At 61.8% G+C, this 25,939-nt stretch carries 22 protein-coding genes; 10 read left to right on the top strand and 12 right to left on the bottom strand.

Features of this window, described 5'->3' with window-relative positions; genetic code table 11:
* Positions 1-56: 56 nt before the first annotated feature.
* A complete protein-coding gene (locus JIN81_RS14845) occupies positions 57-1,427 on the bottom strand; it encodes a sulfatase family protein (RefSeq protein WP_200281446.1) in 1,371 nt (456 codons plus the stop codon).
* Positions 1,424-4,492: a LamG domain-containing protein gene (locus JIN81_RS14850; protein WP_200281449.1), complete on the bottom strand. Its 3,069-nt coding sequence runs from the start codon at positions 4,490-4,492 to the stop codon at positions 1,424-1,426. The genes JIN81_RS14845 and JIN81_RS14850 overlap by 4 nt, the downstream gene beginning before the upstream one ends.
* Positions 4,493-4,898: 406 nt before the next feature.
* Between JIN81_RS14850 and JIN81_RS14855 the strand changes: the two genes are divergently transcribed.
* Entirely contained in the window at positions 4,899-5,381 is a 483-nt protein-coding gene (locus JIN81_RS14855) for a hypothetical protein (protein WP_200281452.1), read from the top strand.
* A 70-nt stretch (positions 5,382-5,451) separates the two neighbouring features.
* Here JIN81_RS14855 and JIN81_RS14860 read toward each other — a convergent pair whose 3' ends face one another.
* From JIN81_RS14860 to JIN81_RS14870, 3 genes are read right to left on the bottom strand one after another with little or no spacing between them, the layout of a single operon-like run.
* Positions 5,452-6,723 (bottom strand): porin, encoded by a 1,272-nt coding sequence (locus JIN81_RS14860; RefSeq protein ID WP_200281455.1) that lies wholly within the window; start codon positions 6,721-6,723, stop codon positions 5,452-5,454.
* Positions 6,720-7,418: a DUF4956 domain-containing protein gene (locus JIN81_RS14865; RefSeq protein WP_200281458.1), complete on the bottom strand. Its 699-nt coding sequence runs from the start codon at positions 7,416-7,418 to the stop codon at positions 6,720-6,722. The genes JIN81_RS14860 and JIN81_RS14865 overlap by 4 nt, the downstream gene beginning before the upstream one ends.
* Positions 7,372-8,136, bottom strand: coding sequence for a polyphosphate polymerase domain-containing protein (locus JIN81_RS14870; protein WP_200281461.1), 765 nt, complete (start codon positions 8,134-8,136; stop codon positions 7,372-7,374). The genes JIN81_RS14865 and JIN81_RS14870 overlap by 47 nt, the downstream gene beginning before the upstream one ends.
* A 401-nt stretch (positions 8,137-8,537) precedes the next feature.
* Between JIN81_RS14870 and JIN81_RS14875 the strand changes: the two genes are divergently transcribed.
* Positions 8,538-10,355 carry an esterase/lipase family protein gene (locus JIN81_RS14875; RefSeq protein WP_200281465.1) on the top strand — a complete coding sequence of 606 codons (1,818 nt, stop codon included), beginning with the start codon at positions 8,538-8,540 and terminating at the stop codon, positions 10,353-10,355.
* A 56-nt stretch (positions 10,356-10,411) separates the two neighbouring features.
* Here JIN81_RS14875 and ppk2 read toward each other — a convergent pair whose 3' ends face one another.
* Entirely contained in the window at positions 10,412-11,212 is an 801-nt protein-coding gene (gene ppk2, locus JIN81_RS14880) for a polyphosphate kinase 2 (RefSeq protein ID WP_200281468.1), read from the bottom strand.
* Positions 11,213-11,379: 167 nt separating this feature from the next.
* On the opposite strand from ppk2, the gene JIN81_RS14885 reads away from it, so the two are divergent.
* Positions 11,380-12,381: an aspartate-semialdehyde dehydrogenase gene (locus JIN81_RS14885; protein ID WP_200281486.1), complete on the top strand. Its 1,002-nt coding sequence runs from the start codon at positions 11,380-11,382 to the stop codon at positions 12,379-12,381.
* A gap of 3 nt (positions 12,382-12,384) precedes the next feature.
* Positions 12,385-13,269, top strand: coding sequence for a polyprenyl synthetase family protein (locus JIN81_RS14890; protein WP_200281490.1), 885 nt, complete (start codon positions 12,385-12,387; stop codon positions 13,267-13,269).
* A 163-nt stretch (positions 13,270-13,432) separates the two neighbouring features.
* Here JIN81_RS14890 and JIN81_RS14895 read toward each other — a convergent pair whose 3' ends face one another.
* Positions 13,433-13,606 carry a hypothetical protein gene (locus tag JIN81_RS14895; RefSeq protein ID WP_200281493.1) on the bottom strand — a complete coding sequence of 58 codons (174 nt, stop codon included), beginning with the start codon at positions 13,604-13,606 and terminating at the stop codon, positions 13,433-13,435.
* A 109-nt stretch (positions 13,607-13,715) separates the two neighbouring features.
* Here JIN81_RS14895 and JIN81_RS14900 point away from each other — a divergent pair, with 109 nt between their 5' ends.
* Both JIN81_RS14900 and recA read left to right on the top strand, forming a co-directional pair.
* Positions 13,716-14,435, top strand: a complete 720-nt coding sequence (locus JIN81_RS14900; RefSeq protein WP_325100891.1) for a TFIIB-type zinc ribbon-containing protein — start codon at positions 13,716-13,718, stop codon at positions 14,433-14,435.
* A 171-nt stretch (positions 14,436-14,606) separates the two neighbouring features.
* Positions 14,607-15,635 carry a recombinase RecA gene (gene recA, locus JIN81_RS14905; RefSeq protein WP_200281499.1) on the top strand — a complete coding sequence of 343 codons (1,029 nt, stop codon included), beginning with the start codon at positions 14,607-14,609 and terminating at the stop codon, positions 15,633-15,635.
* 68 nt (positions 15,636-15,703) lie between these two features.
* On the opposite strand, the gene JIN81_RS14910 is transcribed toward recA, so the two are convergent.
* Positions 15,704-16,447 carry a hypothetical protein gene (locus JIN81_RS14910; RefSeq protein WP_200281502.1) on the bottom strand — a complete coding sequence of 248 codons (744 nt, stop codon included), beginning with the start codon at positions 16,445-16,447 and terminating at the stop codon, positions 15,704-15,706.
* A 137-nt stretch (positions 16,448-16,584) separates the two neighbouring features.
* Here JIN81_RS14910 and JIN81_RS14915 point away from each other — a divergent pair, with 137 nt between their 5' ends.
* Positions 16,585-17,331, top strand: coding sequence for a spermidine synthase (locus JIN81_RS14915; RefSeq protein WP_200281505.1), 747 nt, complete (start codon positions 16,585-16,587; stop codon positions 17,329-17,331).
* On the opposite strand, the gene JIN81_RS14920 is transcribed toward JIN81_RS14915, so the two are convergent.
* Positions 17,324-18,322 (bottom strand): class I SAM-dependent methyltransferase, encoded by a 999-nt coding sequence (locus JIN81_RS14920; protein ID WP_200281508.1) that lies wholly within the window; start codon positions 18,320-18,322, stop codon positions 17,324-17,326. The two genes, JIN81_RS14915 and JIN81_RS14920, sit on opposite strands and share 8 nt — an antisense overlap.
* Before the next feature lie 145 nt (positions 18,323-18,467).
* Here JIN81_RS14920 and JIN81_RS14925 point away from each other — a divergent pair, with 145 nt between their 5' ends.
* The 3 genes from JIN81_RS14925 to JIN81_RS14935 all read left to right on the top strand — a co-directional run bounded on the left by JIN81_RS14925 (position 18,468) and on the right by JIN81_RS14935 (position 23,426).
* A complete protein-coding gene (locus JIN81_RS14925) occupies positions 18,468-20,879 on the top strand; it encodes a transglycosylase domain-containing protein (RefSeq protein WP_200281526.1) in 2,412 nt (803 codons plus the stop codon).
* Positions 20,880-21,051: 172 nt separating this feature from the next.
* Entirely contained in the window at positions 21,052-22,020 is a 969-nt protein-coding gene (locus JIN81_RS14930) for a hypothetical protein (RefSeq protein WP_200281530.1), read from the top strand.
* Positions 22,017-23,426: a TonB-dependent receptor gene (locus JIN81_RS14935; RefSeq protein WP_200281533.1), complete on the top strand. Its 1,410-nt coding sequence runs from the start codon at positions 22,017-22,019 to the stop codon at positions 23,424-23,426. The genes JIN81_RS14930 and JIN81_RS14935 overlap by 4 nt, the downstream gene beginning before the upstream one ends.
* A 23-nt stretch (positions 23,427-23,449) precedes the next feature.
* Here the strand turns inward: JIN81_RS14935 and JIN81_RS14940 are convergent, their stop codons facing one another.
* The 3 genes from JIN81_RS14940 to JIN81_RS14950 form a co-directional block, all read right to left on the bottom strand.
* On the bottom strand, positions 23,450-24,313 hold the full coding sequence (locus JIN81_RS14940; protein ID WP_200281537.1) for a universal stress protein: 864 nt from the start codon (positions 24,311-24,313) through the stop codon (positions 23,450-23,452).
* Positions 24,314-24,479: 166 nt separating this feature from the next.
* Positions 24,480-25,019 (bottom strand): plasmid pRiA4b ORF-3 family protein, encoded by a 540-nt coding sequence (locus tag JIN81_RS14945; RefSeq protein ID WP_200281540.1) that lies wholly within the window; start codon positions 25,017-25,019, stop codon positions 24,480-24,482.
* A gap of 53 nt (positions 25,020-25,072) precedes the next feature.
* Positions 25,073-25,822 (bottom strand): hypothetical protein, encoded by a 750-nt coding sequence (locus tag JIN81_RS14950; protein ID WP_200281543.1) that lies wholly within the window; start codon positions 25,820-25,822, stop codon positions 25,073-25,075.
* Positions 25,823-25,939: the final 117 nt, after the last annotated feature.

The raw sequence follows: 25,939 nt of genomic DNA on the forward strand, positions 1-25,939 counted from the left end.
CGCCACGGAATTCTTCAATTCAGGTGGTCTCCCAACGCACCCGTGATCGGGTCGGGCTACCGGTTCCGTAAGGAAGAGAAACAACTGGGGTCCGGGCCTTCCGGAAGGGTCGCCTTCCACTGCTCGAGCTTCTCGTTCAACTCAGCCACGACTTCGGTCTTCTGATCCGCAAGGTTGATCTTTTCCAAGGGATCGGCGACGAGATCGTAGAGCTCGAAGTAATCTCCATCGCGACTGCTCAGGAGCTTCCATTGCTGGTCCACAACGGCATGGGAAACCCAGTGGAACGAGTCGGGCGTTGTCGGTTTCCCGGAGGAAGCCATGCGCCAGAACAAGGCCTTCTCCCGCTTGGGTTTGGCTTCGCCCTTGAGCGTGGAAACCTGACTGACACCGTCGGGTGTGTAGGTGTCGGGGAGCTTCACCTCTGCCAACTCACAGAAGGTTGGCAGGAGATCGACGGCGGAGATCATGGAGGTGGCGTCGATCTTGTCGGCGGCAATCTTCCCGGGCCAGCGGGCGATGAATGGCACGCCGATGCCACCTTCGAAGAGCGCAGCCTTGTAGCCCTTTCGTCCGCCGGTGACCCCCTTGGCGGCACCGATGCCGAAGCCGGCACCCGTCGCGGTGTCGTAGGTGAGTGCAGGATCGACTGGTTTCTTCGCACGTGCCGGTCCGTTGTCGGAGCTGAAGATGACGAGGGTGTCGTCACTCAGCTTCAAGCGATCAAGCGCATCGAGCACCTCACCGATGCGATCGTCCGCGTGGGAGAGCACGGCCGCGTAGATATTGTCCGCCTCATCCAGCTCTGGGAACCTCCAGCGGTACTTCGGAAGCACGTGGAACGGGGTATGCGGCTCGTGAATCCACAAATTGATGAAGAACGGCTTCTTCTCGCGCTGGCTCATCTCCATGAACTCGATCGCACGCTTTGCGTCATCGTGAACCGGCATCTGCTCGCCGGCACAGTTGAATGCTCCGTACTCGTCGTAGCCGTATTCACTCGGCAACGGCGAATCGGGGATCATGTCATTGGCGAGGTGCCACTTCCCGAAGTGAGCGGTGGCGTAGCCATTCTGTTGGAGAAGGCGAGGCAACAAGGGAGCCTCCGGGCTCAACCAGTCCGGCATCCCACGCCTCTTGTTGCTGGGAACCCAGGCGAAGTGACCGTCGATGGCATAGCGCGCGGGGAAATGCCCGGTCATGACTGCCGTGCGACTCGGCGAGCAGACCCCACTGGCCACGGTGAAGCGATGGAAGTCCGTGCCTTCTTCGGCGAGACGATCGAGATTCGGTGTCTTGACGTAGGGGTGGCCATGGCAACTCAGGTCCCCCCACCCCCAATCGTCGGCGAAGATGAAGAGGATGTTCGGCCGGCTGTCGGCGAAGGCCAGGACACTTGTCAGGAGGAGTGCGAGGAGTGACTTCATTCAGACTTGAATTGGATGAGTTGGCTTGATTTCCGCGTCGCTGGGATGTTGTAGGTCCGAGTCCAGCGGCGGGTTTTCGCATCGTAGTCGGTTTGCCAGAAGTCACGACCATGAACACTCTGATCGAGAGGCTGCCCATCGACGAGCAAGGTTCCGGCGGTGGATGACGAGAGCTGGGTGAGGGTTACCGGAACATGGCCGAGTCCGCCGGAAAGGATGAATTCGGCCTCATCATTCTCGGTCTCGATGCGAAGATCCGGATACGCCTGAATCAACCGCCCGATCTTCAACGTGGCTTCGCGGTGATTCTCGATCGCCTCGCGGGAAACCATCCTCCAGCTATCCTCGTTTTCGGCAAGTGCCGCCCGCAGGGAGGTATTAGGTCCGTAGTAGTCGCTGGCAAACTGCGGAATCATGAGGTGCTCGATCGTGGCTTCGATGAAGTCGCCCGGTTCCAGACGAGTGACTCCGGGCGGAGGAAGCAGGTCGATGGTGGAGGAATCGCTCCTGCCTCGGGTGAGGCCCCTCTCGGCGATCCAGACTGGGCATTCCTTCCCTCCGATCCGCGCGTTCCAAGAGCGGATCACAATCCCGCGGTTCGCTCCGGAGGCATGCTTGTCCTGTGGGTCGACCACTCTCTGGTGCAGGGAAATCCATGGGGTGGCACCGCTGCAGGCGATGGGTTGGGTGCGGTACTTGTTCCCACCCCACTGGGTATCCCACTCCTTGATCAAGCCAGTCTCGTTGCCCAGCGCCATCTTTCTTTCCTTGGTCGAGTTGTAGGTATCCGCTCCCACCTGGAAGACGACGAAGCGGGAGAAATCGGTTGCTTCCTGCACGTCGAGACGGAGTCGATACGTACCCCGCACGATGTCATCGGTCCGGGCCAGGCTAACGGTGCTTGAGTGGATGACACCTTTTCCAAGTCGTCCGGAGTACGTGACTTCGGTAAGGCAGGGTCCCTGTCGGGTGGCGGTGGTTCGCATCGCCGAGTGGGCCACCCTTTTCCCGGAGGGATCAAACAAGCGGAAGAAGTCTCCACCTCCCATGTTGCCACTCCACTTCCACGGCTTGGCATCCTTGCCTGCCTTGACCAATGCCGGGCGCACATCGGTGATGGTGCAGTTCGCCTGCACCTGGTCCGGCTCGTAGCAAATGCTCTCGCCCCATGCCCCGAGAGCGCTCTGGTGCCAGAGCTGATTGCTGCCCCATCCGACCAGACTCAGCTGGGCATGGGACGCGGCGGGAAGTCCTCCCCAATGACCATAGGAGATGACGAGCTCAAGCTCCACCCGACTGGAAGGTGGCATGTGGATCTGGCTGATGCCATGAAACCACATCCCCGAATAAACCCCTCCCGCCGGGTCATTGTGCCAATTCTTGCTCAGCTGCACGGGGATGCCGGTCGGGTTTCCCTCCACATCCCGCAGCATCGCGGAGATCCCGGTGATGGGTGACCCGATACGCTGTTTGATTCCCCCTGCAGTCTTCTCGAACATCAGGCGGGCCACTTCCTCACGATCGGTCGGATTCGACAAAACGAGTTTCACCCGTTCGATTGCGTCATTGCTCGGGGGCTTCACGCCATCAGGCACCTCAGGTTCGATGCCGTCGAGATTGATCCGGTGCCATCCCAGAGTCGGCTCGTACTTCACCGCGCGACGGTTACCGGACGAACTCGCGCTCACCTTCACCGGATTCGTCGCGGGCTCCTCCTCGAACGATACTGGATCCAGGGCGAGGGCGACCTGACGCCACTCGTCGGAAGACCAGGTCTGATCCTTCGCTTGAGCCCACCGGTCCATCAGACTCAAGGCCCCATCCGCCGTCGACAGCTTCATCTCCATCGAGACATCCCGCCACACTTCACGTGGAGCGGACTCGCAAGCCAAGCCGTCCGTCCGGAAGCTCCACCCCCGTGCGGAGGGCCGGGGTGATTCAGGGCGCGTGAATGCCTGACGCACCTCCTGAGCACTCAGAGCCCGGTCATGGAGTCGGATCTCATCCACCACGCCGCGGAAATGATAGCCGTCTCCGTGGTTGTCCCCTCTCCGGCCAAAGACGAGCGGGTCTCGACCCGGCGTCCTTTTCAGACCGATCTTCTCGGACCCTACGGCCCGGCCATTGACATACAGCCGCAAGGAATCGCCGTCGTAACTCATCGCAAGATGGTTCCATGCATCCAGTTTCAAAGAATGCGGGGAATCCGCTTTCACCGTGAACTGTCCCTCGCGGCCACCACCGATATTGAGTCGCGCATGGGGCACCCCCCGCTGAAGGGTGATGCCGAAACTCCCGTCGGCCGCCTCATTGCGGTTCTTGCACACCAGCCAGGCAGTGGAGTGTTTCGACAGGTTGTGGTGGGTCGGAACAAAGGCCCACAACTCAAGCGTGAACTTCTCGGGGTCGAGGCCAGGGTCGTGAGCAACCTCAAAATGGTTGCTTCCATCCAGACCGAAACCACCCCCCACCTTCCCGAACGAAGACTCGCCTGCACGGATGGATTGAAAGCCGGGACGTGCGGCGAAAATCAGCCCCAACCGATCCGGCCATGCCGCGGTTTCGAATCGGGCCTCAACATTCAACCTTTCCCCGTCATCCGCAGCGAAGACCAGGTCGGTCACATCGCCTCGTTGGAAGATGCGCCCGGACTCGATCAATCGGGGGCCGCCATGACGACTCCACTTCCCGCCTTCCCGGCAACGGTAGCGCTTTCCATTCGTCGAGAGAACCAGACTCAGATCCGCAGGCGATGGAGCTCCCCAGGACGTCCCCGGAGTTTTCCCGAAGGTCGCGTAATCCGAACCCTTCGGCACCGGGCCGAGTTGGTTGATCCGCATCGCCTCGGTATCCAGCACCATGGCATAGTGACCGGTCTGAATGCACCGCAGCCAGGGAGCCCCTTCGGTCGTCCCAGGAAACCCTTCAGCCCACCACATCGAAGTGAAGTCACCGGTGCGGGGCATCAGTGGTGACAAGGGTGTCGCGGCACACGCGGAGCCCATCACACCCGCGGCCAGAAGCGACCGCAGACCGGACGTAGTTGGGAAACATGGTATCTTCATGGTTTGATCCATCGGAGGTTTCTGAACTCAGGGACGGACGCCCCTTCCAGACTCGGAAGGTTCTCTACCCGCTCCGCGGAAGGCATCAGGCTGGCGGGGAGTATGACGATGGAGGGTAGCTGGGTCGCGATTTGTTCCAAGGGTTCTGAGGTGGCGATTCTTTCGTAGGTCGGTATTCAATACTCTGATCAAAGAAACGACCTTCCCACTTTTTTGGGAATGCCGAGGAAGGGTTCCCATGTCAGTCGAAGAAGAACCTGCCCTGAGAACGGAGTCCCCATGCCGATGAGGCCTCTACCTTGGACAAACCCCTGCTCTGGAGGAGCAGCAGGCCGAAAAGATCCACGACACCGATTCCCGCCGAATTTCAATTCACCCAGACACCAATCCCGCCCATGGTCGGACCATGATCCGACTCTGGTTCCTATCCCTCGCTCTTCTCGGCGGCATTCACGCCGCGCCCATCAAGGAACTCGAGTCCCTGAAATGGATGGAAGGCACCTGGGTCCACGAGTCGGAAGGAACCACCGTCCGGGTGAAGAGCCGCTGGCTGGATGAAGGGCGCTTCCTCGAGAGAAACTTCGAAATCCAGCTCGGCAAGGAGCCACTCAGGAAGATGCGCCAGACCGTCTACTGGGATCCCGCAGAGAAGGAAATCCGCTCTTGGGGAACCTTCAGCGATGGGACCTTCGAGACCGGGGTATGGCGGATGAAGGACGGCACTCTGGAAATCCGGCGGGAGATCACCTACCCGGATGGGACGCGAGGAAAAGCCACCAACCTGTGGACCCCGATCGACCCGAAGAACTGCGCATGGAGCTCGGTCAAGCGGGCCATGGGCCGGAAGAAAATGCCCGACATCCCGACCACCAGCCTGCAGAAGGACTAACAGCCCTTTCAAGGACCTTCAGAACGGGCCCGGCCCTGTCCTGATCAACGCCAACGCCCCTTGGCCGGCTTCAGAAGTAGCCCCGATAGGCCATGAGATAGCTCATGACGCGTACATCCCCCCGGCGGGCGCGGAGTTCGGTGTGCGAGACTCCGGCCATGATCTTCGAGCGGTGACCACAAATGTAGTAGTTCAAGCCGGCGTAAATCTTGTGGCTCAGGTCCCCGCGACCTCTTCCGACATCCACCAGCACGTCCTGATGGCGCGCTCTGACATAACGGCTGTCGAGGCGGATCCCCTCGAGTTCCTCGGACGCCTGATACTCGTAGCTGGCGACAAACTGAAGTTTGTCCTCGAGCAGCCAATACCAAGGCATCACCACACAACCCCAGAAATCACCCTGCCGACGTTGGCGGACGTGCCCTTCCTGAATGCCTCCATTGTCCCCGTAGATCCCGTTCACCAGAATCCCCCACCGGTCTCCCGTATAGACACCGGCCAGTGAGCTTGCCCAGGCGTAGCCCAGCGCCAGATCGATGCCGTCCGGATCGTTCATGACCTGGTCGAACACGAAGCGCCATCGTTTGCTGGGTTCCCATTCAAGGCTGGCGTAGTAGAACTGCCCGTTGTTCCAACCACTGAGGTACTCGCCACTGACATCACCACTGAACACCCCGAGTGAAAGCTCCCAGTCACCCCGACCGGCCGACAGCATACCACCCGTCGGGCGACCTTCCTCACCGCCGATCCGATCAATGATCGCCGAGCGCTCAATGGTCAGGATCTCCCTCGACGACTGGTGGGACTCTTCACCCACCGCGACCCTCATCTTGCCATAGGTGAACTCCAGCTTGTCCAGGAACTTGAGATCGAATGCCTTGTCGAAATCGACCTCGAGGGTCAATTGGTCGATCGTGTCATACCCCCACGACAGATCGAACGGGTAGCTGTCCCTGAACCGTCGGTCGTCAACGAGGTTCACGCTCAACTCGGCCTTGAGGAATCTCAGGAACTCCACCTCGGTATCCAACCGCACGCGGCGGAACTCGTCGTAGGTGTCATGGAAGGAGCGACCATTGACGTCCCTGCCGTCCAGATAGGCGACCTGGTACTGGAAACGCCCTCCGATCTCCCAACTCTGGACGTAGGGGTTCTCATCGGACTCGTAGAGCAATCCCGGCGAATCCTCGATCCACTCACAGATGCTCCGGGATTCAGGCTCTTCCAACGGCTCCACCACCTCCTTGGAGCCCATGCTTCCATCTCCTGCATGGACCAGAGGCCATGCAATCCATGCCGCTGCGACCAAGGCCGGTGACAAGTTCATCCTCTCTGGTTTCATGAATCGAATTCCTTCTCGGTTGGAGCGATCACCACCCGGTTGTTCCCAGTTGCCGCCTGCACGGCTTCCAGCAGATCCACCGTCCGCATGTTGTCCTTCAGCTGCAATCCGTATCGCAGTTCCGTCATCATGCCCGCCTGAACCGAGGAAATGCGCAGGAGCTGGGTGCGCACCGTGAAGCTCTCGAAGATCGGGTTCAGCAGTTCTTCGAAGTCATGGTCATTCGTCAGCCGCAAGGTCATCATGTGGGATGCACGACGCGCGGCGAAGGCATTCGTCTTGGTAAGCAGATAGATCGCCAGACCCACGATCACCGTGATGATGCACGCCATCAGATAAAGCCGGGCACCCACCACCATGCCGATTGCCATGGCGAAGAAGACAAAGGCAAGATCTCGTGACTGACCGAGCGTGCGGCGGAAACGAATCACCGAAAACGCCGCGAACATGCCGAAGGCAATCGCCCCGTTCCCGCTGACCACCATGATCAGGATGGTGGTCACCACGCCGATGACGATCAGCGTCTGGACAAAATCCTGCGAATAACGCGTCCCCTGGTAAGTCTTCCGGTAGAGGCTGCCGATGAGAAGATTCAGACCAATGCTGATGAGCATCGCAAGAGCGACCTCGGCAGGGCCGGGAATCCCCTCAGCATTCGGCGAAGCGAGATCGGTGAATAGGGTGTCCAGATTCATGAGTGTCGGAGCGCTGCATCTCGTAACGGTCGAGAGCGGTCGCAAACTTGCTGAAGCCCCGTGGTGACAGCGAGTGCTTGCCGATCAACTCGCGGAACCAGTAGGGAACCGAACCGATCGTCTTCACTTCCATGATCGCCTCACCGGGTTCCAACAGTTCGAGGTCGGGTTCACTTTCTTCCCCGGACGCGTAGTCGGGAAACATGCAGCGGACCGGGTGATCGAACGTGATCCGAATCGTCCCCTCCGGCCCACTGTCGTAGGCCCAGCGATGATACTGGATCCGAACCACCGGCTTCTGCTCCGGATCCTTCATCAGCGCAACCAATTCATCACGGAACCGGTCATCGCCTGCTTCAGCAAAGGTCGGGATCTCACCGCGCAGGAATCCCTGAAGAGCCGGCTCGTCCACCTCCATGCGCCGCTTCACTGCCTGACCGGACAACTTGTGCTTGATCTCGATGAAGTGGACCGGCGTCAGCTTGCCACTAGGGTCGACGTAGGTCCGCGTCCGAATGCGGCGCCGGTTCGGTTTCGATAGTACTTTCTGCCAGTAGCTGTCACGGTCCTCCGAGTCGAAATAATCGGAACGCACTTGGTAGCCGTCCACCGTATCACGGTCCGCCTCAAGCTGATCCGCCACTTGCGAACGCACCGAATCGAGAATCCCCGCGGGCAGCAGAAATTTGAATTCAAGTCGGTTTTGATCAGCATCCATGGGTTTGAGCGCTGAACAACAAAGCCCATTGGGAGACGACTACACAACCCAAAAATATGCATGCATCATCATGCCGTGCAGCCGACAGCACCCTCACGCATCCCATTCTTACTCCATCTTGCGTCCTGATCTAACACCTCACCACCAGATCCCCTTCACCATTTCGACCCGATCCTCAGCGCAAAGACAAATCGAGTCATGGAAACCGTCCCCCGGGGTCGCCTTCACGCACCCGGAACCGGCTCCCATTCACCCGCTCCACGCCGACCCGGTTCGCGTGCCTCCGCCCGCATCGGCAACGATCCGGCATCCTCGGGTCCCGCCCCCCAAGCCACCTTCCCGCGGTGGATGACCTTTTTTGGGTTGGGTTTCCATGATCTCGCACTATGCATCGCCGGGTAATGATCTCACGAAAGCTCACCATTTCAGGTGCGATAGCCATCTTGACCCTCGCCGCCTGCAGTGGCCCCAACGTCAAGATCCTCGATCGCCCGGTCAGCGAGACCAAAACAGCCCGCGCCCTGACCAGTTCCACCGCCCTCGAGCAGGAAACCCGGCGCACTCTCCGCCAGGAGGACCTCCTCCAGCTCTACAAGAAGGACTCCCATGCCGCGATTTCCGAGATGGCACGCCGGTTCAAGACCGAACCCAGCCCGGAACGCCGTCTCGCACTCGCTGAAATGAGCTCGGATTCCGCCGACATCCTCACCCGGCAACAACCGCTGGATGCCCTCGGGCGCTACCTCGACGCCGCCTGGCTCACCCGCGACGGGGCCCTCGCCGCCAGCCGCCAAGGCATCGAAACCACGGAGCGCACGATGTACGCCTACGTGTCCGCGCGTGTCGCCCGCCTGATCCGCGACCAGCCGAAAGCCTCAGGAAGATCCCGCCGCGTCTCCGGCTCATTCCACCCATGGGAGCTCAAGCTCGATGAAGGCACGGGCAAGGTGGACCCGAGGGACTACGACCTCGTGGTCCCCGCCAGCTGGCTGAAGACCGACGGCATCAAGTGGAAATCCATCACCCAGGAAGGGGTCGGCGCCGCCATGGTCGGACACCGGGCCGCCACTCCGGAGCGGAAGGAGGCCGATCCGCTCATCCCCGCAGCCGGTCGGGGGTTTCCGCTGAATGCGCGGATCGACTTTCAGGGAAAGACGGCGCGACTCGTGATCCAGGACCTGATGGACCGCTCCACCACCTCGTCCGGCGTCCCACTGGCGGCCAACTTTTCCGCAGCGGTCTCCTTCAGCTACTATGCCGATGTCCGGCGGATGAACCGCCTCGAGGCCCTGCTCAATCCAAACGAATACCAGGACACCAAGGGGATGTTCTCGCTTCGCCCCTACGACCCCGACCGCATTCCACTCATTCTCGTCCACGGTCTGCTTTCGAGTGCCGAGGCCTGGTATCCCTTCATCAATCTGCTGCTGGCCGACCCTGCAGTCCGTGAGCACTACCAGATCGTCTTGTTCAACTATCCAACCGGCGTGCCCATCTCACAAAGTGCCGCCGAGCTTCGCTCCGCGCTGACCGACTATCAGCGGCGGAACGACCCGAATCGCAGCAACCCGAAGATGCGGGACATGGTCATCCTCGGCCACAGCATGGGCGGCATCATCTCGAATGCCCAGATCCGCTCCAGTGGCGACCGCGTTTACGACGCCTATTTCACCAAGGACCTCAACCAACTCGACCTCTCCAAGGAGCAGGAGAACGACATTAAGACCTACGGTTACTTCAAAGCCAACCCGGATATCGACCGGGCCATCCTGCTTGCCGCGCCACTCCGTGGCAGCGCCTTCGCCTCCAATCGCATCGGCCAATTCGGCGCCAGCCTGATCCGGCTGCCCTTCAACGTGGTTGACGCCGTCTTCGGCCAGATCGAGGTGGTTGATGCCCTGACCGACGTTGCCCAGCAGGCCAGCCAGCGCCCCAGGAACAGCGTGACCAGCCTACGCCCGGACAATCCACTGCTCGGAGCCTTCCTGAGTTGCCCTGTCCGACCCGGCGTCCAAATCCACTCCATTGTCGCCCAGAAAGACCCGGATACCCCCATCGAGGAAGGCACCGATGGTTTCGTCCCCTACACCAGCTCCCACCTCGATGAGGCGGTGTCCGAAGTGGTCGTCAAGGGCGCCGACCACCGCGGAATGGTCAACCGGGACGAGACCGTGCAGGAAGTCTGGAGAATTCTCCGCCTCCACGCCGGGATCAAGTGATCGCCTGACCAGCCGGACCCGGGGACAGGCCAAAGGCCCCACACCTCGCCGGGCCCTCAGAACCCCTCGTCGACAAACTTCCTCTTTTCAAACATCGCATCGACGTCGAAGCCATCGGCGTCCTGCAGCGGAGGAAGCTTCACCTCATCGCGCCCCGTATCTTTGTAGGGAACCTGCTTGAGCAGGTGGGTGATGCAGTTCAATCGCGCCCGCTTCTTGTCATCGGATCGCACCAGATTCCACGGCGATTCCTCCGTATCGGTCTCATCGAACATCCGGTCGTAGGCCTTTGAGTAGTCATACCAGTGGTCACGTGCCTTCACATCCATCGGGCTCAACTTCCACTGCTTGAGCGGATCCTCGATCCGGGCCTCGAATCGCTTCAACTGCTGCTCGGGACTAACGACGAGGAAATACTTGATGAGCAGGATCCCCGAGCGGATGAGAGCGGACTCCCATCCCGGACAGATGCGAAGGAATTCATCATACTCTTCATCCGTGCAGAAACCCATGACCTTCTCCACCCCGGCTCGGTTGTACCAACTCCGGTCGAAGATCACGACCTGCCCCGCCGACGGCAGGTGAGCCGCATAGCGTTGGAAATAGAATTGGGTTCTCTCCTCCTCGTTCGGCGCCGGCAATGCCACCACGCGGAAAACCCGCGGACTCACCTTCTCCGTGATCCGCTTGATCACGCCCCCCTTCCCCGCCGTGTCCCGCCCTTCGAAGATCACCAGCACCTTCGCGCCGCTCTCCACCACCCAGTCCTGCAGCTTGCACAACTCGATCTGCAACCGCTCCAGTTCCTCCTCATAGACCTTCTTGTCCATCTTGCCGGACTTCTTCTTTTTTCCCATGACGTCGCCGACCCTAGCTGCCGCCCCGGTTCCCTGTCAGTGAAGAAAGCCCGCAGAAGTCCAGAACGAGGACTTCCCTCCCGACTGACGCTCCTTCTTCCCGGTCCCCTCACGATTCGGTTGCAAGCCATCCGCGAGGCACTACACTACGCCCCTTTTCAGGAGCCATGAGTGAAGCCAAACATGTAGCCATCGTCGGAGCGACCGGAGCTGTCGGCGGGGAAATGCGCCATTGCCTCGAGCAACGCGACTTTCCCATCAAGTCCCTCACCCTGCTGGCATCCGCCCGCTCGGCAGGCAGGAAATTTCCATTCCGAGGCGAGGAGATCACCGTCAAGGAGCTCACCCACGATTCCTTCGAGGGCATCGACATCGCCCTCTTTTCCGCCGGTGGCGGCATCTCCAAGGAATTCGGCCCATCGGCCGCCAAGGCAGGCTGCATCGTCATCGACAACTCCTCCGCCTTCCGCATGGACGAGGATGTCCCGCTCGTGGTCCCCGAGATCAACCCCGAGGCCGCGAAAAACGCCCCGCGCAACATCATCGCGAACCCGAATTGCTCGACCATCATCACCTTGATGGGCTTGGCACCCTTGCATGAAGCCTTCGGCCTCAAGGCCATCATTGCCTCCACCTATCAGGCCGTATCCGGCTCCGGAGCCCAAGGCATCATCGAGCTCGAAGAGCAGGTCCAGGCGATTGCCAACGGCCGCGAATTCACCCCGAAGGTCTATCCCCGCCAGATCGCCTTCAATGTAATCCCCGAAGTCGATGCCTTCACCGACAACGGCTACACCAAGGAAGAACTCAAGATGCTCAATGAAGGACGCAAGATCCTCGACCTTCCCGACCTCCGCGTGTCCTGCACCTGCGTGCGCGTGCCCGTCTATCGCTCGCACTCGATCTCGGTGACCGCCAAGTTCGAGCGCCCGGTCGACGTCGAGTCCGCCCGCGCCGCCTTCAGCGGAAAGCCAGGCATCATCGTCACCGACGACCCTGCCGAGCGCCTCTATCCGGTCCCTCTCGACACCACCGGCGGCGACAACTGCCAGATCGGACGCATCCGCAAGAACACCGTCTTCAACAACGCCCTCGACCTCTGGATCGTCGGCGATCAGGTGCGCAAGGGCGCGGCCCTCAACGCGGTGCAAATCGCCGAAATCCTCTGAGGCATGGAAGACCTCAAGCAATACCTGAAGGAACGCGCCAAGGAGGTCGATGCCGCCTTGGACGCCTACCTGCCCGCCGCCCGCACGCGCCCCGGAACGATCCACAAGGCGATGCGCTACAGCCTTTTCGCCGGAGGCAAGCGACTGCGTCCCATCCTCACCCTTGCCGCGGCGGAAGCCTGCCAGGGCGACATCGAGGAAGCCATGCCATCCGCATGTGCCGTCGAACTCATGCACACCTACTCACTGGTCCACGACGACCTCCCGTGCATGGACGACGACGACCTTCGCCGCGGCAGGCCGACTTGTCACAAGGTCTTCGGCGACAACATCGCCGTGCTCGCCGGTGACGCGCTGCTCACCGAAGCCTTCATCGTGCTGGCGCAGAGTTCTCCCACCCGGCGCTACCCGATGGCAGCCTTCGTCGCCGAACTCGCCATCACCGGCGGCTCGACCAAGCTCATCGGCGGCCAGGTCCTCGATCTGGAAGGTGAAGGAAAGGATCTCACCAAGGCCCAGCTGATCCGCATTCACGAGGCCAAGACCGCCGCTCTGCTCACCTCGAGCATCCGTCTCGGCGCGATGAGCGCGAATGCCACCCCGGCCCGCCTCGAAGCCCTCACCATCTTCGGCTACAACCTCGGTCTGGCCTTCCAGGTCATCGACGACATCCTCGACGTCACCCAGACCACCGAGAAACTCGGCAAGACCGCCGGCAAGGACGAAGCCGTGGCCAAAGCCACCTACCCCGCCGTGCTCGGTCTGGAAAAAGCGCGCAAGGAAGCCCATCGCTACACCGACAAGGCGATGGCCGCACTCAAGCCCTTCGGCCGCAAGGCCCTCCACCTCCGCCAGATCGCCGAGTACCTGCTGGAGCGCGACTACTGAGCATCCAAGGGACCGCGGAGCGCAGCGCCGCTTCGCTTCCATCATCCAGCCCCCCATCTCATCCGCCACACAAGGACCGCGGGGCGCTGCCCCGCTTCACTTGGCAGGGCCATCGTCACCCCACTTTATCCGGGGTCGAAAAGCGCGGCAGCGCCCCGCGCCCCTACTGAGGACCCCGACGACGCGCTCCCGGTTGGATCAGCTTGCCCGTCTCCCGGGAGAACACCCCACGCTCGATGAGTGATTCGCGGACGCGCTTCTTGAAGGCTTCGCGCGACTCCCCCGTACGTGGCTTGCCGAAGATCATCCAGTGGCGAGATGGTTTTGTCGATTTCATGGCACCATCGTAGAAAACGGGGTGGGACAAAGGCAGGGAAAGACCCACTCCAATTTCCCTCCCGGATTCTCCTTGTCCGGATCGGGATGCTCTCGCGATCTTCACCTACGTGAAGTGCAGCCAGTGTAGCGGACGACTCGAAGGAAACATGATGGTTTGCCCGTTCTGCGGAAGCCGTCAGGACATCGACCTGCGGAAAATCCAGTTTCGCGATCTCGGCAGTGACCAATCCCTCCCCTGCCCCGATTGCCGGACGGCACTCAGTGTGATCGAAATCGGCACAGACCCACCCATGAGCGTCGAACGCTGCCCGAGCTGCATGGGCATCTTCTTCAATCCCGGTGAACTGGAAAAACTCATCGAAGACCAGACCCACGACTTCGTCTGGACCGACCAGAAGCGACTCAATGGCATCGCCGAGAACTACGGCTACAACCACGAGGTGATCTACCTCCAGTGCCCGATGTGCCACGAACGCATGAGCCACCGGAACTTCGGCGGCAGCAGCGGTGTCATCATCGACCACTGTGGCACCCACGGCGTGTGGCTTCAGGGCGGCGAACTCCGCCGACTCATGGAATGGTGGGCCGCAGGTGGCAAACACCTCCACCAGCAGAACGAGCAGGAACGCATCGCCAAACTCAACGCCCTGAAACTCCCACCCACCCGCGTGTCCGCCGCTCGCAGACAGGCCATGAGCGAGGTCGACTGGTCGAAGCTCGATACCGAATACGACCCCCACCCCTCGTCGTCGCACGGCTCGGGATTCGATGCCCTCGAACTGATCGGCGCGGCCGTCTGCGGCATCCTCTCGGCCCTATCCGACTGAATCCCCGAAAAACCGCGCTTTCCCCCGGTGTTCCGGGGCCATCCGGCCCCTCGACGCCCCATCCCCACCCGCGCCTCGAGTCGAAGTCACCATTCCTCGATTGGCTCATTTTTGTTCAACCGAACATCATTTCCGTTGACGAAAGTCCGACGAGCTGCGACATCCTCGGTCATGGCAAAGAGCAGTGACGCATCCGACAAATTGGCCGACGCACGGAAGAAGAACCTGGATATGGCGATTTCGCAGATCCAGAAGGAGTTCGGCGAAACCGCCATCATGCGGATGGGTGACGAGAACGCCCTCGACATCGACGTCATCCCCACCGGCAACCTCGTCATCGACCGCGCCCTCGGCGTGGGCGGATTCCCACGCGGCCGGATCATCGAGGTCTTCGGCCCGGAATCCTCGGGTAAGACGACCCTCACCCTGACCGCCATCGCCCAGGCTCAGAAACGCGGCGGACTCGCGGCCTTCATCGACGTCGAACACGCGCTCGACCCCCAATACGCCCGCAAGCTCGGCGTGAACCTCGATGACCTCCTGATTTCCCAGCCGAGCTCAGGGGAGGAAGCCCTGCAGATCTGCGAAGCGCTGGTGCGCTCGAATGCGCTCGATGTCGTCGTGCTCGACTCCGTCGCCGCCCTCGTCACCAAGCAGGAACTCGCCGGTGAGATCGGCGACTCCACCGTGGGTGCCCAGGCCCGCCTGATGAGTGCCGCGATGCGGAAGCTCACTTCACTGATTTCCAAGGCCAGCACCGTCTGCATCTTCACCAACCAGATCCGTGAGAAGATCGGCGTCATGTTCGGCAACCCGGAAACCACCCCGGGTGGGCGCGCACTGAAGTTCTTCTCGTCCGTCCGCGTCGACATCCGCCGCATCGGTCAGATCAAGGCCACCGACGGCACCGTGCAGGGCAACCGGACCAAGATCAAGGTGGTCAAAAACAAGGTCGCCCCACCCTTCACCACCTGCGAGTTCGACATCATGTACAACGAGGGCATTTCCTCGACCGGGTCACTGCTCGACATGGCACTGGAGTTCGACCTGATCCAGAAGCGCGGTTCGTGGTTCGCCTACAACGGCAACCAGCTTGCCCAAGGTCGGGACGCCGCCAAAGTCGCGCTCAAGGAGGACCCCGAGTTGTTCGAGGAGATCACCGAGAAGGTGCTCGAGAAGCTCAACGAGTCGAAGAAGTAAGCGGCTCGTCCGCGGCGCTCGACGCACCAATCATCCCATCCCCCCGGGATCCAGGGCGTGGCTTCGATTCAGAAGCCGCGCTTTTTTTGGTCCAGCTGGATTTTCCCCTCGGTCACCGTCTTCACCACCTTGCCATCGATCAGCACGTTTACCGTGCAGCCGATCAGCTGGTCCTTGCGGCGGCCACCGGGTTCCTTGACGATCGGCTCGATGTAGGTTGACCCGTCGGGATTGCGCATCACCTGGTTGTCGATGACGGGCTCCAGCTCGCCCGTGACAATGCTCACCGGCTCGGTTCGCAGCGTGGTGCTCCCCAGCGAGGTCAGCGTCTTGCACACCAGTTCCCCGGTGGCTTCCTCGGTCTTGCGGTCCGGCTTCAGGTAGCCTTGGACGCCGTAGTAAATGGTGTAGGTCAGCTTCAGGTTCTCAAAGGTGCGCCGTGAGCGATTGCTGATCTTCACCTCATAGCCACTCGGATAGATGCGGTTCTCGATCCGCTTCTCCTTCTTCTTCACGTACTTGTCCGTGTAGCTCTCCAGCGAAATGTCGATGTCATTGGCCACCGCCAGCCGCTCGCCATTCTCGATCACGTATTTCTGGTCCTCCTCGCTGAGCAGGTCGATCTTGAAGGTCTGGATCCGGCGCTTGATCTTCACGCTGACTGCCTTGGTCTTCGGGTCGTAGCCCGTCAGCTCACCGATGAAGTCCTTGGAACCATCGGCACTCTTGAAGCGATGCATCTCGGCATGCAGCGCGGATGACAGGAACCAGCAGGCGGCAAGGGTGTAAAGGATGCTTGGGTGGCAACGCATGGCAGGAATAGCATGACAAACCCTCACTGGTGTAGCAAGGCCCGACGGAATCCACATCCCCGCCGACCACACCGAGAAACCGGCCGTCCCACGGTTGACCTTGGCAGAGCCCACGCGCCTCCGCATGGTGCGTTCGGATGCCACTACGCCGCCTACATGCCGCCACCACGGATTTCCAGGATGTGGAGATCTGGCGCTCATCCGCGAGCTGCGAGTTCCGCGTCGCCGGGGCCGTCCATGCCTGGTGGCACCGCGATCGATTCCTCACCGGCCTGGCGTGGGACAACCTCGCGGCGGGCGCACTGCTCCGCCCCTCCGGCCCTCCCTCCTCCATCCTCATGCTGGGGCTCGCCGGCGGGACCACCCTGCACACCCTCCGTCACCTACTGCCCGATTGTCGTTTCACCGCGGTCGACATCGATGCGGCAATGGTCCGCCTCGCCGAAGAACACATGGCCCTCGATGATTGCGGGGTCGAAATCCACATCGCCGACGCCTACGAGTGGGCGGAGACCTGCACCGACACCTTCGATGTCGTCATCGACGACTGCTACCTCGCCGGCGAGGACGACGTCTATCGACCCGAAAAGAAACCCGAGCGCGGCATCAACAAGCTGCGCCGCCTGCTCCATCCCGATGGTCTCTTCCTCACCAACCTGGTGACCGGCAGCGGGCACCGGCGCATCCAGAGCCGCACCCGGGCCGCCTTCAAACGCAGCTTCACCACGGTTCGCTCGGTCACCACGCCGGACAGCATGAACGAAACCCTCGTCGGCGGCGATGCCGTCCTCTCCGGCTCCGCACTGAACCCCTGGACTTCCGAATTCCGCGACAGCAAGGACCGCGACTACTGGAAGCGGATCGAAGTACGAAAGCTCAAGTAGTTTCGCCGCTGAAATCCACTTCCATCACATGGAAGCGGCTGCCCAGCTGCCCGGGATGGGTGAGCGTCTGGAACTGACGGACCACCTTCGCCACTTCCTCATCCATCCGGCCTTCCAGCGACAAAAGAAGCGGACGCGCCACCTCGGTCAGGAAACGGGCCTGGTTCTCAAAGCGAACCACCCGCCCACCGAGCGATTCACAGGCCGCCCCAAGTGCCGTGAAATCCACGTGCGCGGTGATGTCCTTGCTCCCGGGGGCATCCAGCGGAGCGTTGTCCGCGCGATGTTTCACAAAGGTCTGCAGCGTGCCCTCGCTGCGACCATCGGCATAATAATCATCCGCCTCGAAACCGTAGTCGACCCACAGCATCCGACCCTGACCGATCCGATCTGCCAGCGGCGAAAGGAATGACTCCAGATCGGGCCGGACCTCGGTACGGTAGCCCGGGGGCCGCGCAGGCAGGAGCGCCGCGATCTCCCCGGCATCTCCGATCACCTTCCACTCAAAGTTTCCCTCACTCCCGAGATCGACCCCCATCTCGACCCAGCCGTCCTCGGTCGCCTCGACAATCCGGCACGGCAAGGCGTCGATCAGCTCATTGGCAATCAGGATACCCCGCCGGGGCTCCAGATCCTCCGCCGCATTCACGATGTTCACCACCTCGGCAAATTCCGAGAGGGTTTCCCGCTGCCGCGCCGCAAGCGCCGGGAGCGGTTCGATGATCGCATATTCCACCTCGGCAAAGGCCGCGGGATGCGCGCTGGCAAGCTCCGCCAACACATCCCTCGCCAAGGATCCGTCGTGGGCACCGAGCTCGAGAATCCTCCACGGACCCGATTTCCCGCCCCGCCAAGCCGCCAAATGAGCCGCCAAAAGCCGCCCGAACAGCGAACCTACACTCACGCTGGTGAAAAAATCGCCCGATCGCCCGACCAGGCGGCCGGGACGCGCGTAATACCCGGATTCCGGCTCATACAGGGCCCTGGCCATGAATCGGTCAAAGCGGATCGGCCCGTTGGCAGCAATTTCTCGCGCAATTTCCCCGCTCAAGCCCGCTATTGCTTCATGGGTATCTTCCCGGTATCCATCGACACGTTCATCGGGGCTCGGCTGCCCTGTTGCCCTCCCATTTCTCATGTCCAAGTCTCCGTCGCGCAACAAGCGGAAGAAAACGCGCTTCTACAAGCGCAAAGGCTTCTGGCTGACGCTCCTCCTGCTCGCCCTGATCACCGGGGGGATCGGCTACATCGCCGCTGAACGCTACACCCGGCCCTACCGGGAACGCGCCGCCACCTATGACCTCGCACTCATCGACAAGGTCGAAGTCCCGAGCATCATCCTCGGTCGCGATGGAGGCGAAATCGGCCGGATCTTCGTCCAGAACCGAAGCATCGTGACCATCGACAAGGTCCCCGAGAACTTCGTCAATGCCCTGCGCGCCGGCGAGGACAAGCGCTTCTACGAGCACGGTGGTTTCGATGCCATCGGCATCGCCCGCGCCGCCATCGACTGGTTCAAGACCGGCGAAGCAGTCTCTGGTGCCTCCACGATCACCCAGCAGCTCGCCCGTGGCGCCTTCCCACTGGAAGATGACCGGAAGAAAAACGGCGAGAGCAGCGTCGAACGCAAGATCGTCGAGATCTTCCTGGCGCAGCGGATCGAGAAGCGCTTCCCGAAGGACAAGATCCTCGAATACTACCTCAACCGCATTTACTTCGGCAGCGGCTTCTACGGGATCCGCTCGGCCTCCCTCGGCTACTTCGGCAAGGAACCCACCGACCTCACCGACATCGAGTGCGCGACCATCGTCGGACTGATCAAGAACCCGACCGGCCTGTCCCCCCTCAACGACATCGACGCCTCCCGCCGCTCGAGGAACATGGTCATCGCCCGGATGCTGAAGGAGGACTTCATCACCGCGACCGAAGCCAGCCGCATGCTCGGGCAACCCATCGAGCTCAATCCCAAGCCGCTCCGCCGTGGCACCAGTCACGTCTACGAGCGCATCGCCGACGAAATCCGCGTGCTTCTCGGTGAAGAGGGCCTGTCGGAAGGAGGGCTGACCATTCGCACCTCCATCGATTCCCGGGTGCAGCAGGCCGCAGAAGAACAGCTCGAGCTCTCCCTGCGGAAGGCCGAAAGCCGGCAGGGCTATACCCACCCGACCCCTGCCAGCAAGGGCGACCCGAAGGAGTACCTGCAGGGCGCGGTGCTGATGGTGGACCACCGGAATGGTGCGGTCATCGCCCATGTCGGCGGCCGGAACTACGCCGAAGTCCCCTTCGACATGATCGAGCTCGGCCGACGCCCCTTGGGCACCGCCTTCCACCCATTCATCTACGCCTCGGCGCTCGAGGCAGGCTACACCCCCGCCAGCGCGGTGGACGATGACCCCATGGACAACCGCGCCGTCATGGTCGGAGGACGCGAAGGCATTCTTGGCGAATGGGGGATGGAAATCACCAATCCCCGCTACGAGGGAGAAATCACCCTGCGCCGCGCGCTCGAGAGTTCCAAGGTCGCCGCCACCGTCCGCGTCGCCAATCAGGTCGGCCTCGACAAGGTGGTCGCCACCTCATCCGCCTTCGGACTTCCCATGGCAGAGGCCGAGCAACTCCCACGCCTCGCCGTCGGCTGGGAATCGGCATCGCTCAAGGAAGCCGTCCGCGCTTACGCAGCCTTCAGCAATGGCGGCCAACTGGGTCCGGAAAAACAATGGTACGTTTCCAGCATCAAGGGAGCCGACGGCAGCATCCGCTTCGATCGCCCCACCCTGGGAAACAACAGCCGCGCCGCGGTATCCGACGCCACCGCCTTCCAGATCCACAGCATCCTGCAGGGCGGCATGATGCGGGGCAGCGCCGCCGGTGCCTTCGATGAGCTCAAGGAAATCCCGTTCAACGGGGCCGGCAAACCCGGAACCACCCACGACTTCTCCGACAACTGGTTCATCGGCTACAATGGCAGTGTCAGCTGCGGCGTGTGGATCGGCTTCCTGCAGGATGGCAAGACCATCTACGAAGGAGCCTTCGCCCGTGAACTTGCCATGCCCGTCTGGTCCTCGACCATGAATGCCGCCCGCAACGAATTCGGCGGCCGCAGCATCCCACGACCCAACTCCATCGTCGAAACCGACGTCTGCCGGATCTCCGGGGAACGCTCGACCCCCTACTGCTACGAGATGGTCCAGGATCCCGCCACCGGCCGTCTCCGTTCGAAACCTGCGGCCATCAAGGAATACTTCCGCGCAGGCACCGAGAAGCTCGCCTTCTGCTCCGTTCACTCCGGCTCCGCTCCCGTCAACCCCGCCGAGGGTGCCATCGACCTGTCGGCCCTCGCCGTGATCGACACCTCGCCGGTCCGGCCGAAGGAACCCACCCTGCTCGGGGCCGACCCCTATCACAGCCTGCACGTGAATGCGGAAAACATGCCCGAGGCGCGCGCTCGGAGTGGACGAACCAACGTGCTCGACTCCTTCGACCTCGACGATGCCCTGGAGGGCGTCGAGCTCCCCCGCCCGAAACGGCTGGAGATTTCCCCGGAATGAGGCGCATGCCGCCTTGCCCCGCCCCGCCCGCCTAGCGCAACGTCTGGCCGTGGCTGAGAGCAGCGTCCAACCCCGGCGATGGAACGCCTTTGTGTGTCCAGAGTGCCGCTACGTGTTCCGAGTGCCCGGTGACCATACCGGCCGGGGCGTCGTGTGCCCGTCGTGCCGCCGCATGCTCCGCCTGCCCACCAAGGGCGAATCCACTCCCCCACTCGTTCTGCCCAAGCAGGAAGCCCCGAAGGCCGAGTCCCACCAGCGGCGCCGCGAACGCCAGTCCGCTGAGATCTTCGACGAGACCTTCGCCAAGAAACAGGGGCCGGACCAGACACTGGTCCGCATCATCATGGCCGGAGCCACCACCATCATCGTCGTCCTCCTCGCCGGACTCCTCTGGCCCAAGGGGGGGAATGACACCGATGACAGTGACTCCACCAGCGTCCTGCCGCCTGAACTCATCGATCTGCCCGATCGCGAACCCGAGAGCATCGTCAACACCGTGCTCTCGTCCGATCTCGTCCGCAAACAACTCGAACCCGTCATCAGGGAGTTCCTCGAATCTCCGACCATGGAGGAAGCCGCCAGTCATACCCGCCGACCCACGCGCACCCTCCAGCGCATGAAGAAGCTCCACGGCGACGGCTACTACTCTCCAGGCTTCCGCCAGATCAAATGGAACGTGCCCATGGAGCGCGACGGCGAATGGGCCATGCTCAGCGTCGAGGACAGCCAGTTCCGCACCCTTCCCATCGCGCTCGTCCGCGAGGACGGGAGATGGCAGATCGACTGGGAAAGCTGGGCCGGCTGGTCGGAGGTCGACCTGACCACCCTGCGGAAGGAGAAACCCACCGAACCGGTCACCGTACGGGTCACCGTCGACCCGATCGACTACTACAACTTTAGTTTCTCCGACGAGTCCAAGTGGTCGTCCTACCGCCTGTCCGATCCCGAAAAAATCGAAGCCGTCTATGGATACGCGCCCTCCCTCGGCGAGATCGACCTTCGCCTGAAGCCGAATTCCGGAGAAAAGGACCTGCGTTTCACCCTGAGCGTACGCTACCCGGATGACGCCACCTCCGACAACCAGCTGATCATCGACCGCATCCTTGCCAGAGGCTGGGTCATCACTGAAGAAGCACCATGAGCCAACCTGAACAAAGCACCTACGAGAAGGCGCTGGAGCTGAATCTCAACGCCAAAGTCTACGGCACCTTCGCCGAAATCGGAGCCGGACAGGAAACGGCCAACTGGTTCTTCCGCGTGTCCGGCAGCGCCGGCACCGTCGCCAAGAGCATCTCGGCCTACGACATGACGATGAGCGACGCCATCTACGGCAAGAGTCCGCGCTATGTCTCCCGCCAGAGGCTCCGCCAGATGCTCGACCACGAATTCGGCATCCTCGTCGAACGCCTGGGGAAAGCCCGACAGGATGAAACCACCTTCTTCTCGTTCTGCAACACCGTGAGGGCACGCGGCTACAAGGACCGGGGCGAGTGCCATGGCTGGCTCGGCCTGCGCTTCCAGCTCCGTCCCGGCGACCCGCCATCCGACATCTTCATCCACGTGCGCCTGCTCGATGATGAGAACGTCGACCAGATGGAAGCCCTCGGAGTGGTCGGCGTGAACTTCATCCACGCCGCCTTCCACCACCGCCAGCACCTCCAGCGCTTCGTCACCTCACTGACTGAAAACCTGAAGCCCGGCCAGGTGGAAGTCGACATGCTCAAGTTCGAAGGCCACGGCTACGACTTCTTCGACAACCGGCTCTGCGCCCTTCAGCTGGTGGAGAGCGGACTCACCGACGCCACCCTTTTCCCGCCCAGCGGCGATGTCGAGCAGGCCGCCGACGCCCTCTACAAGCGCCCCATCCTGCTCCTCCGCGGATCCTTCGACCCGGTGACCAAACTCCACCTCGAGATGCTCGACCAGACCCGCGAGCGCTTCATCGCCAACCTCGAACCGAAAGAGGCCCAGCGCACGCTCGAGCTGTGCGAAATCTCGATGACCAATCTGCTGCGGGATGGATCGATCGATCACGTCGACTTCATCGACCGCGCCGACGCCCTGCAGTCACTCGGCAAGACCGTGCTCGTCTCACGTTGTGCCGAGTTCCACCGGATCGCCGGCTACCTCAGCCGCTACACCACCGCACCCGTCGGCATCATCCTGAGCATCGGCCTGCTCAACGAGTTGTTCAAATCCAAGTGGTCCGAGAACCTGCCCGGTGGCCTGCTCGAATCGTTTGGACGCCTATTCCGCAATCAGGTCTCACTCCATGTCTACCCATGGAAAAACCGTCACACCGGCGAAGTGGTCACCGCCGACTCCTTCCGGCCGCCGGAGAACTGCACCCACCTCTACCGCCATTTCATGGAAAATGGCATGATCCACAGCACTCCCTACCGGGATCTCGACCTGTTGAAGTACACCTCGCGGGACATCCAGCGCCTGATTCGTGAGGGCGACCCCGAATGGCAGACCTACGTCCCGGAAGTCGCTCACCGCGCTGCCCTCCACCTGCAGACCAAAGCCAAGGCGTCAGATGCCTGAGTCAACCGGCCTGACCCGGGCGCTCAGATCCTGACAGCCAGCACCGAAGCCTCCACATCGTAAAGCATGCGCTCGGCGTTGGTGCCGAAGAACATCGCGCCCAGCTTCGAGTGCCCACGCGTGCCGAGCACCACCAGGTCCGCTCCCACATCCTCCGCATGACAGGTCAGGGCCACCGATGGCACCGAGGACTCCAGGATGCTCACCTTGTGGGAGATCCCCTGCAAGGCTTCCTGATACGGCTCCATCACGCGAGCCAAGCCCTTCTCGACGAATGCACGATCGTCCGCGACCTCTTCCATGGCTTCCCCACAGAGCCCGGGATCCCGGTCAACGGGAAAGGTGACATGGACAACCTCCAACGCCGCGCCATGCCGCGCACCTTCCACCGCGCGCGCCATCACCGGGTCCGAGGCCAGCGACAGGTCGATGCATGCAAGAATTCGTTGATACCGGTCGTGCTTCTTCTCCCTCATCAGCAGCACATCACAGGGAACCGTGCGCACACAGCGCGAGGCGATCGACCCCAAGCGCTTCTGACCCGGCTTGTTGGCCGAAATGACCAACAGCCCCGCACCTTCCCGCTCGATCAACTGACCGATCTCATCCGGTGGCCGACCCACCGCGACCAGCCGTTCAGCTGAAACCTCCAGATCGAGCCCGTCGAGCAACTCGTCGAGATCCTGCTCCGCTTTCAAGCGGGCATTGTCGATCACCTCCGGCGACGAGCGGCAGCCCGGACGATGGGGAAGCAGCCCCGGAAAGACCACATGGATCACGAACAAGGGGACCCCCTCGATCTTCGCGATGCGAGCGGCTTGAGTCACGACCTGGCGGGAAGTCGTGGAGAAATCAACGGCGGCGACCACCGGTTTGGAAAGAATCATGGCAAGGATGGGGATCAACTGAAAGGCGGTCACTCCACTTCACAGAGCCGACCGGACACCTTCGCTTATAACTCCCCGGCCCGCCGTGTGCGATGCCTTGGCAGAATCCACATAGCGAATCAGTGGATATGACAATTTCACCCGGAATCCTGCCGGACCACGCCGCCTAGCTCCTCCGCTTGCGCGGCTTCTTCGGCGTGAAGTCCACCGCCTTCAGGTTGAAGGCCTCGGGGTCGAATCCCGGTTGATCCCAGGCAATCTCACCGGCGGAAGCCTGCATGTACTGGAAGGCACCACCGAAATCCTCCGGCGGACACGCACGCTCGCCACCAAGCATCACCGGCACCTTCTCCTCCTCGTCCTTCTTCTCGAAGACGAGCTCATGGATCCATTCTTCGGCAAAATCATATCGGTAGAGCATCCGGATGGGCAGGCGCCGCCGACCGATGAAATCCGCGAGGGTCACCTTCTTCTCATCCTGGAATTCACCGGGGGTCTGATCCTCCAAGCCGACTGGCCCGATCACGTCGACCAGACGCTTCCCCTTCCCGTGACGAAATTCGTGGGGATGCTTGTTTTCCCAGCCCATCGCCGCCTGGATCGCATCGTGCAGCTGGGCAAACGTGAAGTCCGCGGGCACCGCCAGGCGACGCCAGATCTGCGGGGTGATTTGATACAGGAAGACCTTCACCGTGACCGATTTCATGCCGGACCGTAGCCAAGATTGGATCGATTGTGCAACGGCTTCCTTCGCCTCAACTACTCCCGGACCCGCTCCCGTAATCGGGTGATCTTCAGAGGGCGCCGGGCCCTCTGACCATCCGCATCAGAAACGATCACAAGCGTGGATTCATCCGCCGACTGCTCAAGCGCCACGGACATTTCCCGCTCCAGCCCACCATCCGCTCCAACCAAACCCAGCTGGAAGGAAACCGGCTCGGCTCCACCCAACTCGGTCACCCAGCCCTGCAACGGCCGGAGCGCACGGCGGCGGCCATCCACGACCAGAGCAACCGCCTGTCGACTGACATTGAGAAAACGAACCGTGCCGGCCTCACGCGGGTCCTCAACGATCTTCATGCGCGGCTTCGACCAATCTCCCACTGCAGGATCCCGCCACAGCAGCACCATGAAATCCCCGGACTCCGGGCAGTTCACACTCGCCCACGGCACGCCGCCTTCACCCCTCAGTTGAAGCGTCCCCACCCCTTCACGGATCTCCAGAGCACCCGAGATCCGCCCCAACTGCACCCGGAACGCCCCCAGTTCCTGAATCTCCTCTTCGTTCTGCCGCACCAAGGTCAACTCACGTGGCGGCACACTCCCGGGCGGCGGCGGCAACTCGTAACGGATGCCATCCCGCACTTCCTGGCGGTAAGGCGGCGCATTGCCCACAGCCAGCAACCTCACGGATCGCTTCGGCACCTTTTCGGCCTCTTCGCCATCCGTGGCTTCCTCCTGCGCCCCGATCAAGGTCGCACAGGCCATCAGGATGCCGAAAATTCTCATGTCCTAGCCTTCGCCCAATCTACGCCCGGTCGCCAGCCGAAACTGCTCCCCACCCATCCACGGAAAAGGGAAGAAAACCAGGTCCGCCAACCACCGCGACCTCACCAGCGGCATCCG

Source organism: Haloferula rosea (assembly GCF_016595525.1).
GTDB lineage: Bacteria > Verrucomicrobiota > Verrucomicrobiia > Verrucomicrobiales > Akkermansiaceae > Haloferula > Haloferula rosea.

Bases quoted from the DNA above. Each gene is read 5' to 3' on its own strand.
- JIN81_RS14845 (WP_200281446.1), bottom strand. From the start codon at position 1,427: ATGAAGTCACTCCTCGCACTCCTCCTGACAAGTGTCCTGGCCTTCGCC.
- JIN81_RS14850 (WP_200281449.1), bottom strand. From the start codon at position 4,492: ATGAAGATACCATGTTTCCCAACTACGTCCGGTCTGCGGTCGCTTCTG.
- JIN81_RS14855 (WP_200281452.1), top strand. From the start codon at position 4,899: ATGATCCGACTCTGGTTCCTATCCCTCGCTCTTCTCGGCGGCATTCAC.
- JIN81_RS14860 (WP_200281455.1), bottom strand. From the start codon at position 6,723: ATGAAACCAGAGAGGATGAACTTGTCACCGGCCTTGGTCGCAGCGGCA.
- JIN81_RS14865 (WP_200281458.1), bottom strand. From the start codon at position 7,418: ATGAATCTGGACACCCTATTCACCGATCTCGCTTCGCCGAATGCTGAG.
- JIN81_RS14870 (WP_200281461.1), bottom strand. From the start codon at position 8,136: ATGGATGCTGATCAAAACCGACTTGAATTCAAATTTCTGCTGCCCGCG.
- JIN81_RS14875 (WP_200281465.1), top strand. From the start codon at position 8,538: ATGATCTCACGAAAGCTCACCATTTCAGGTGCGATAGCCATCTTGACC.
- ppk2 (WP_200281468.1), bottom strand. From the start codon at position 11,212: ATGGGAAAAAAGAAGAAGTCCGGCAAGATGGACAAGAAGGTCTATGAG.
- JIN81_RS14885 (WP_200281486.1), top strand. From the start codon at position 11,380: ATGAGTGAAGCCAAACATGTAGCCATCGTCGGAGCGACCGGAGCTGTC.
- JIN81_RS14890 (WP_200281490.1), top strand. From the start codon at position 12,385: ATGGAAGACCTCAAGCAATACCTGAAGGAACGCGCCAAGGAGGTCGAT.
- JIN81_RS14895 (WP_200281493.1), bottom strand. From the start codon at position 13,606: ATGAAATCGACAAAACCATCTCGCCACTGGATGATCTTCGGCAAGCCA.
- recA (WP_200281499.1), top strand. From the start codon at position 14,607: ATGGCAAAGAGCAGTGACGCATCCGACAAATTGGCCGACGCACGGAAG.
- JIN81_RS14910 (WP_200281502.1), bottom strand. From the start codon at position 16,447: ATGCGTTGCCACCCAAGCATCCTTTACACCCTTGCCGCCTGCTGGTTC.
- JIN81_RS14915 (WP_200281505.1), top strand. From the start codon at position 16,585: ATGCCACTACGCCGCCTACATGCCGCCACCACGGATTTCCAGGATGTG.
- JIN81_RS14920 (WP_200281508.1), bottom strand. From the start codon at position 18,322: ATGGCCAGGGCCCTGTATGAGCCGGAATCCGGGTATTACGCGCGTCCC.
- JIN81_RS14925 (WP_200281526.1), top strand. From the start codon at position 18,468: ATGTCCAAGTCTCCGTCGCGCAACAAGCGGAAGAAAACGCGCTTCTAC.
- JIN81_RS14930 (WP_200281530.1), top strand. From the start codon at position 21,052: ATGCTCCGCCTGCCCACCAAGGGCGAATCCACTCCCCCACTCGTTCTG.
- JIN81_RS14935 (WP_200281533.1), top strand. From the start codon at position 22,017: ATGAGCCAACCTGAACAAAGCACCTACGAGAAGGCGCTGGAGCTGAAT.
- JIN81_RS14940 (WP_200281537.1), bottom strand. From the start codon at position 24,313: ATGATTCTTTCCAAACCGGTGGTCGCCGCCGTTGATTTCTCCACGACT.
- JIN81_RS14945 (WP_200281540.1), bottom strand. From the start codon at position 25,019: ATGAAATCGGTCACGGTGAAGGTCTTCCTGTATCAAATCACCCCGCAG.
- JIN81_RS14950 (WP_200281543.1), bottom strand. From the start codon at position 25,822: ATGAGAATTTTCGGCATCCTGATGGCCTGTGCGACCTTGATCGGGGCG.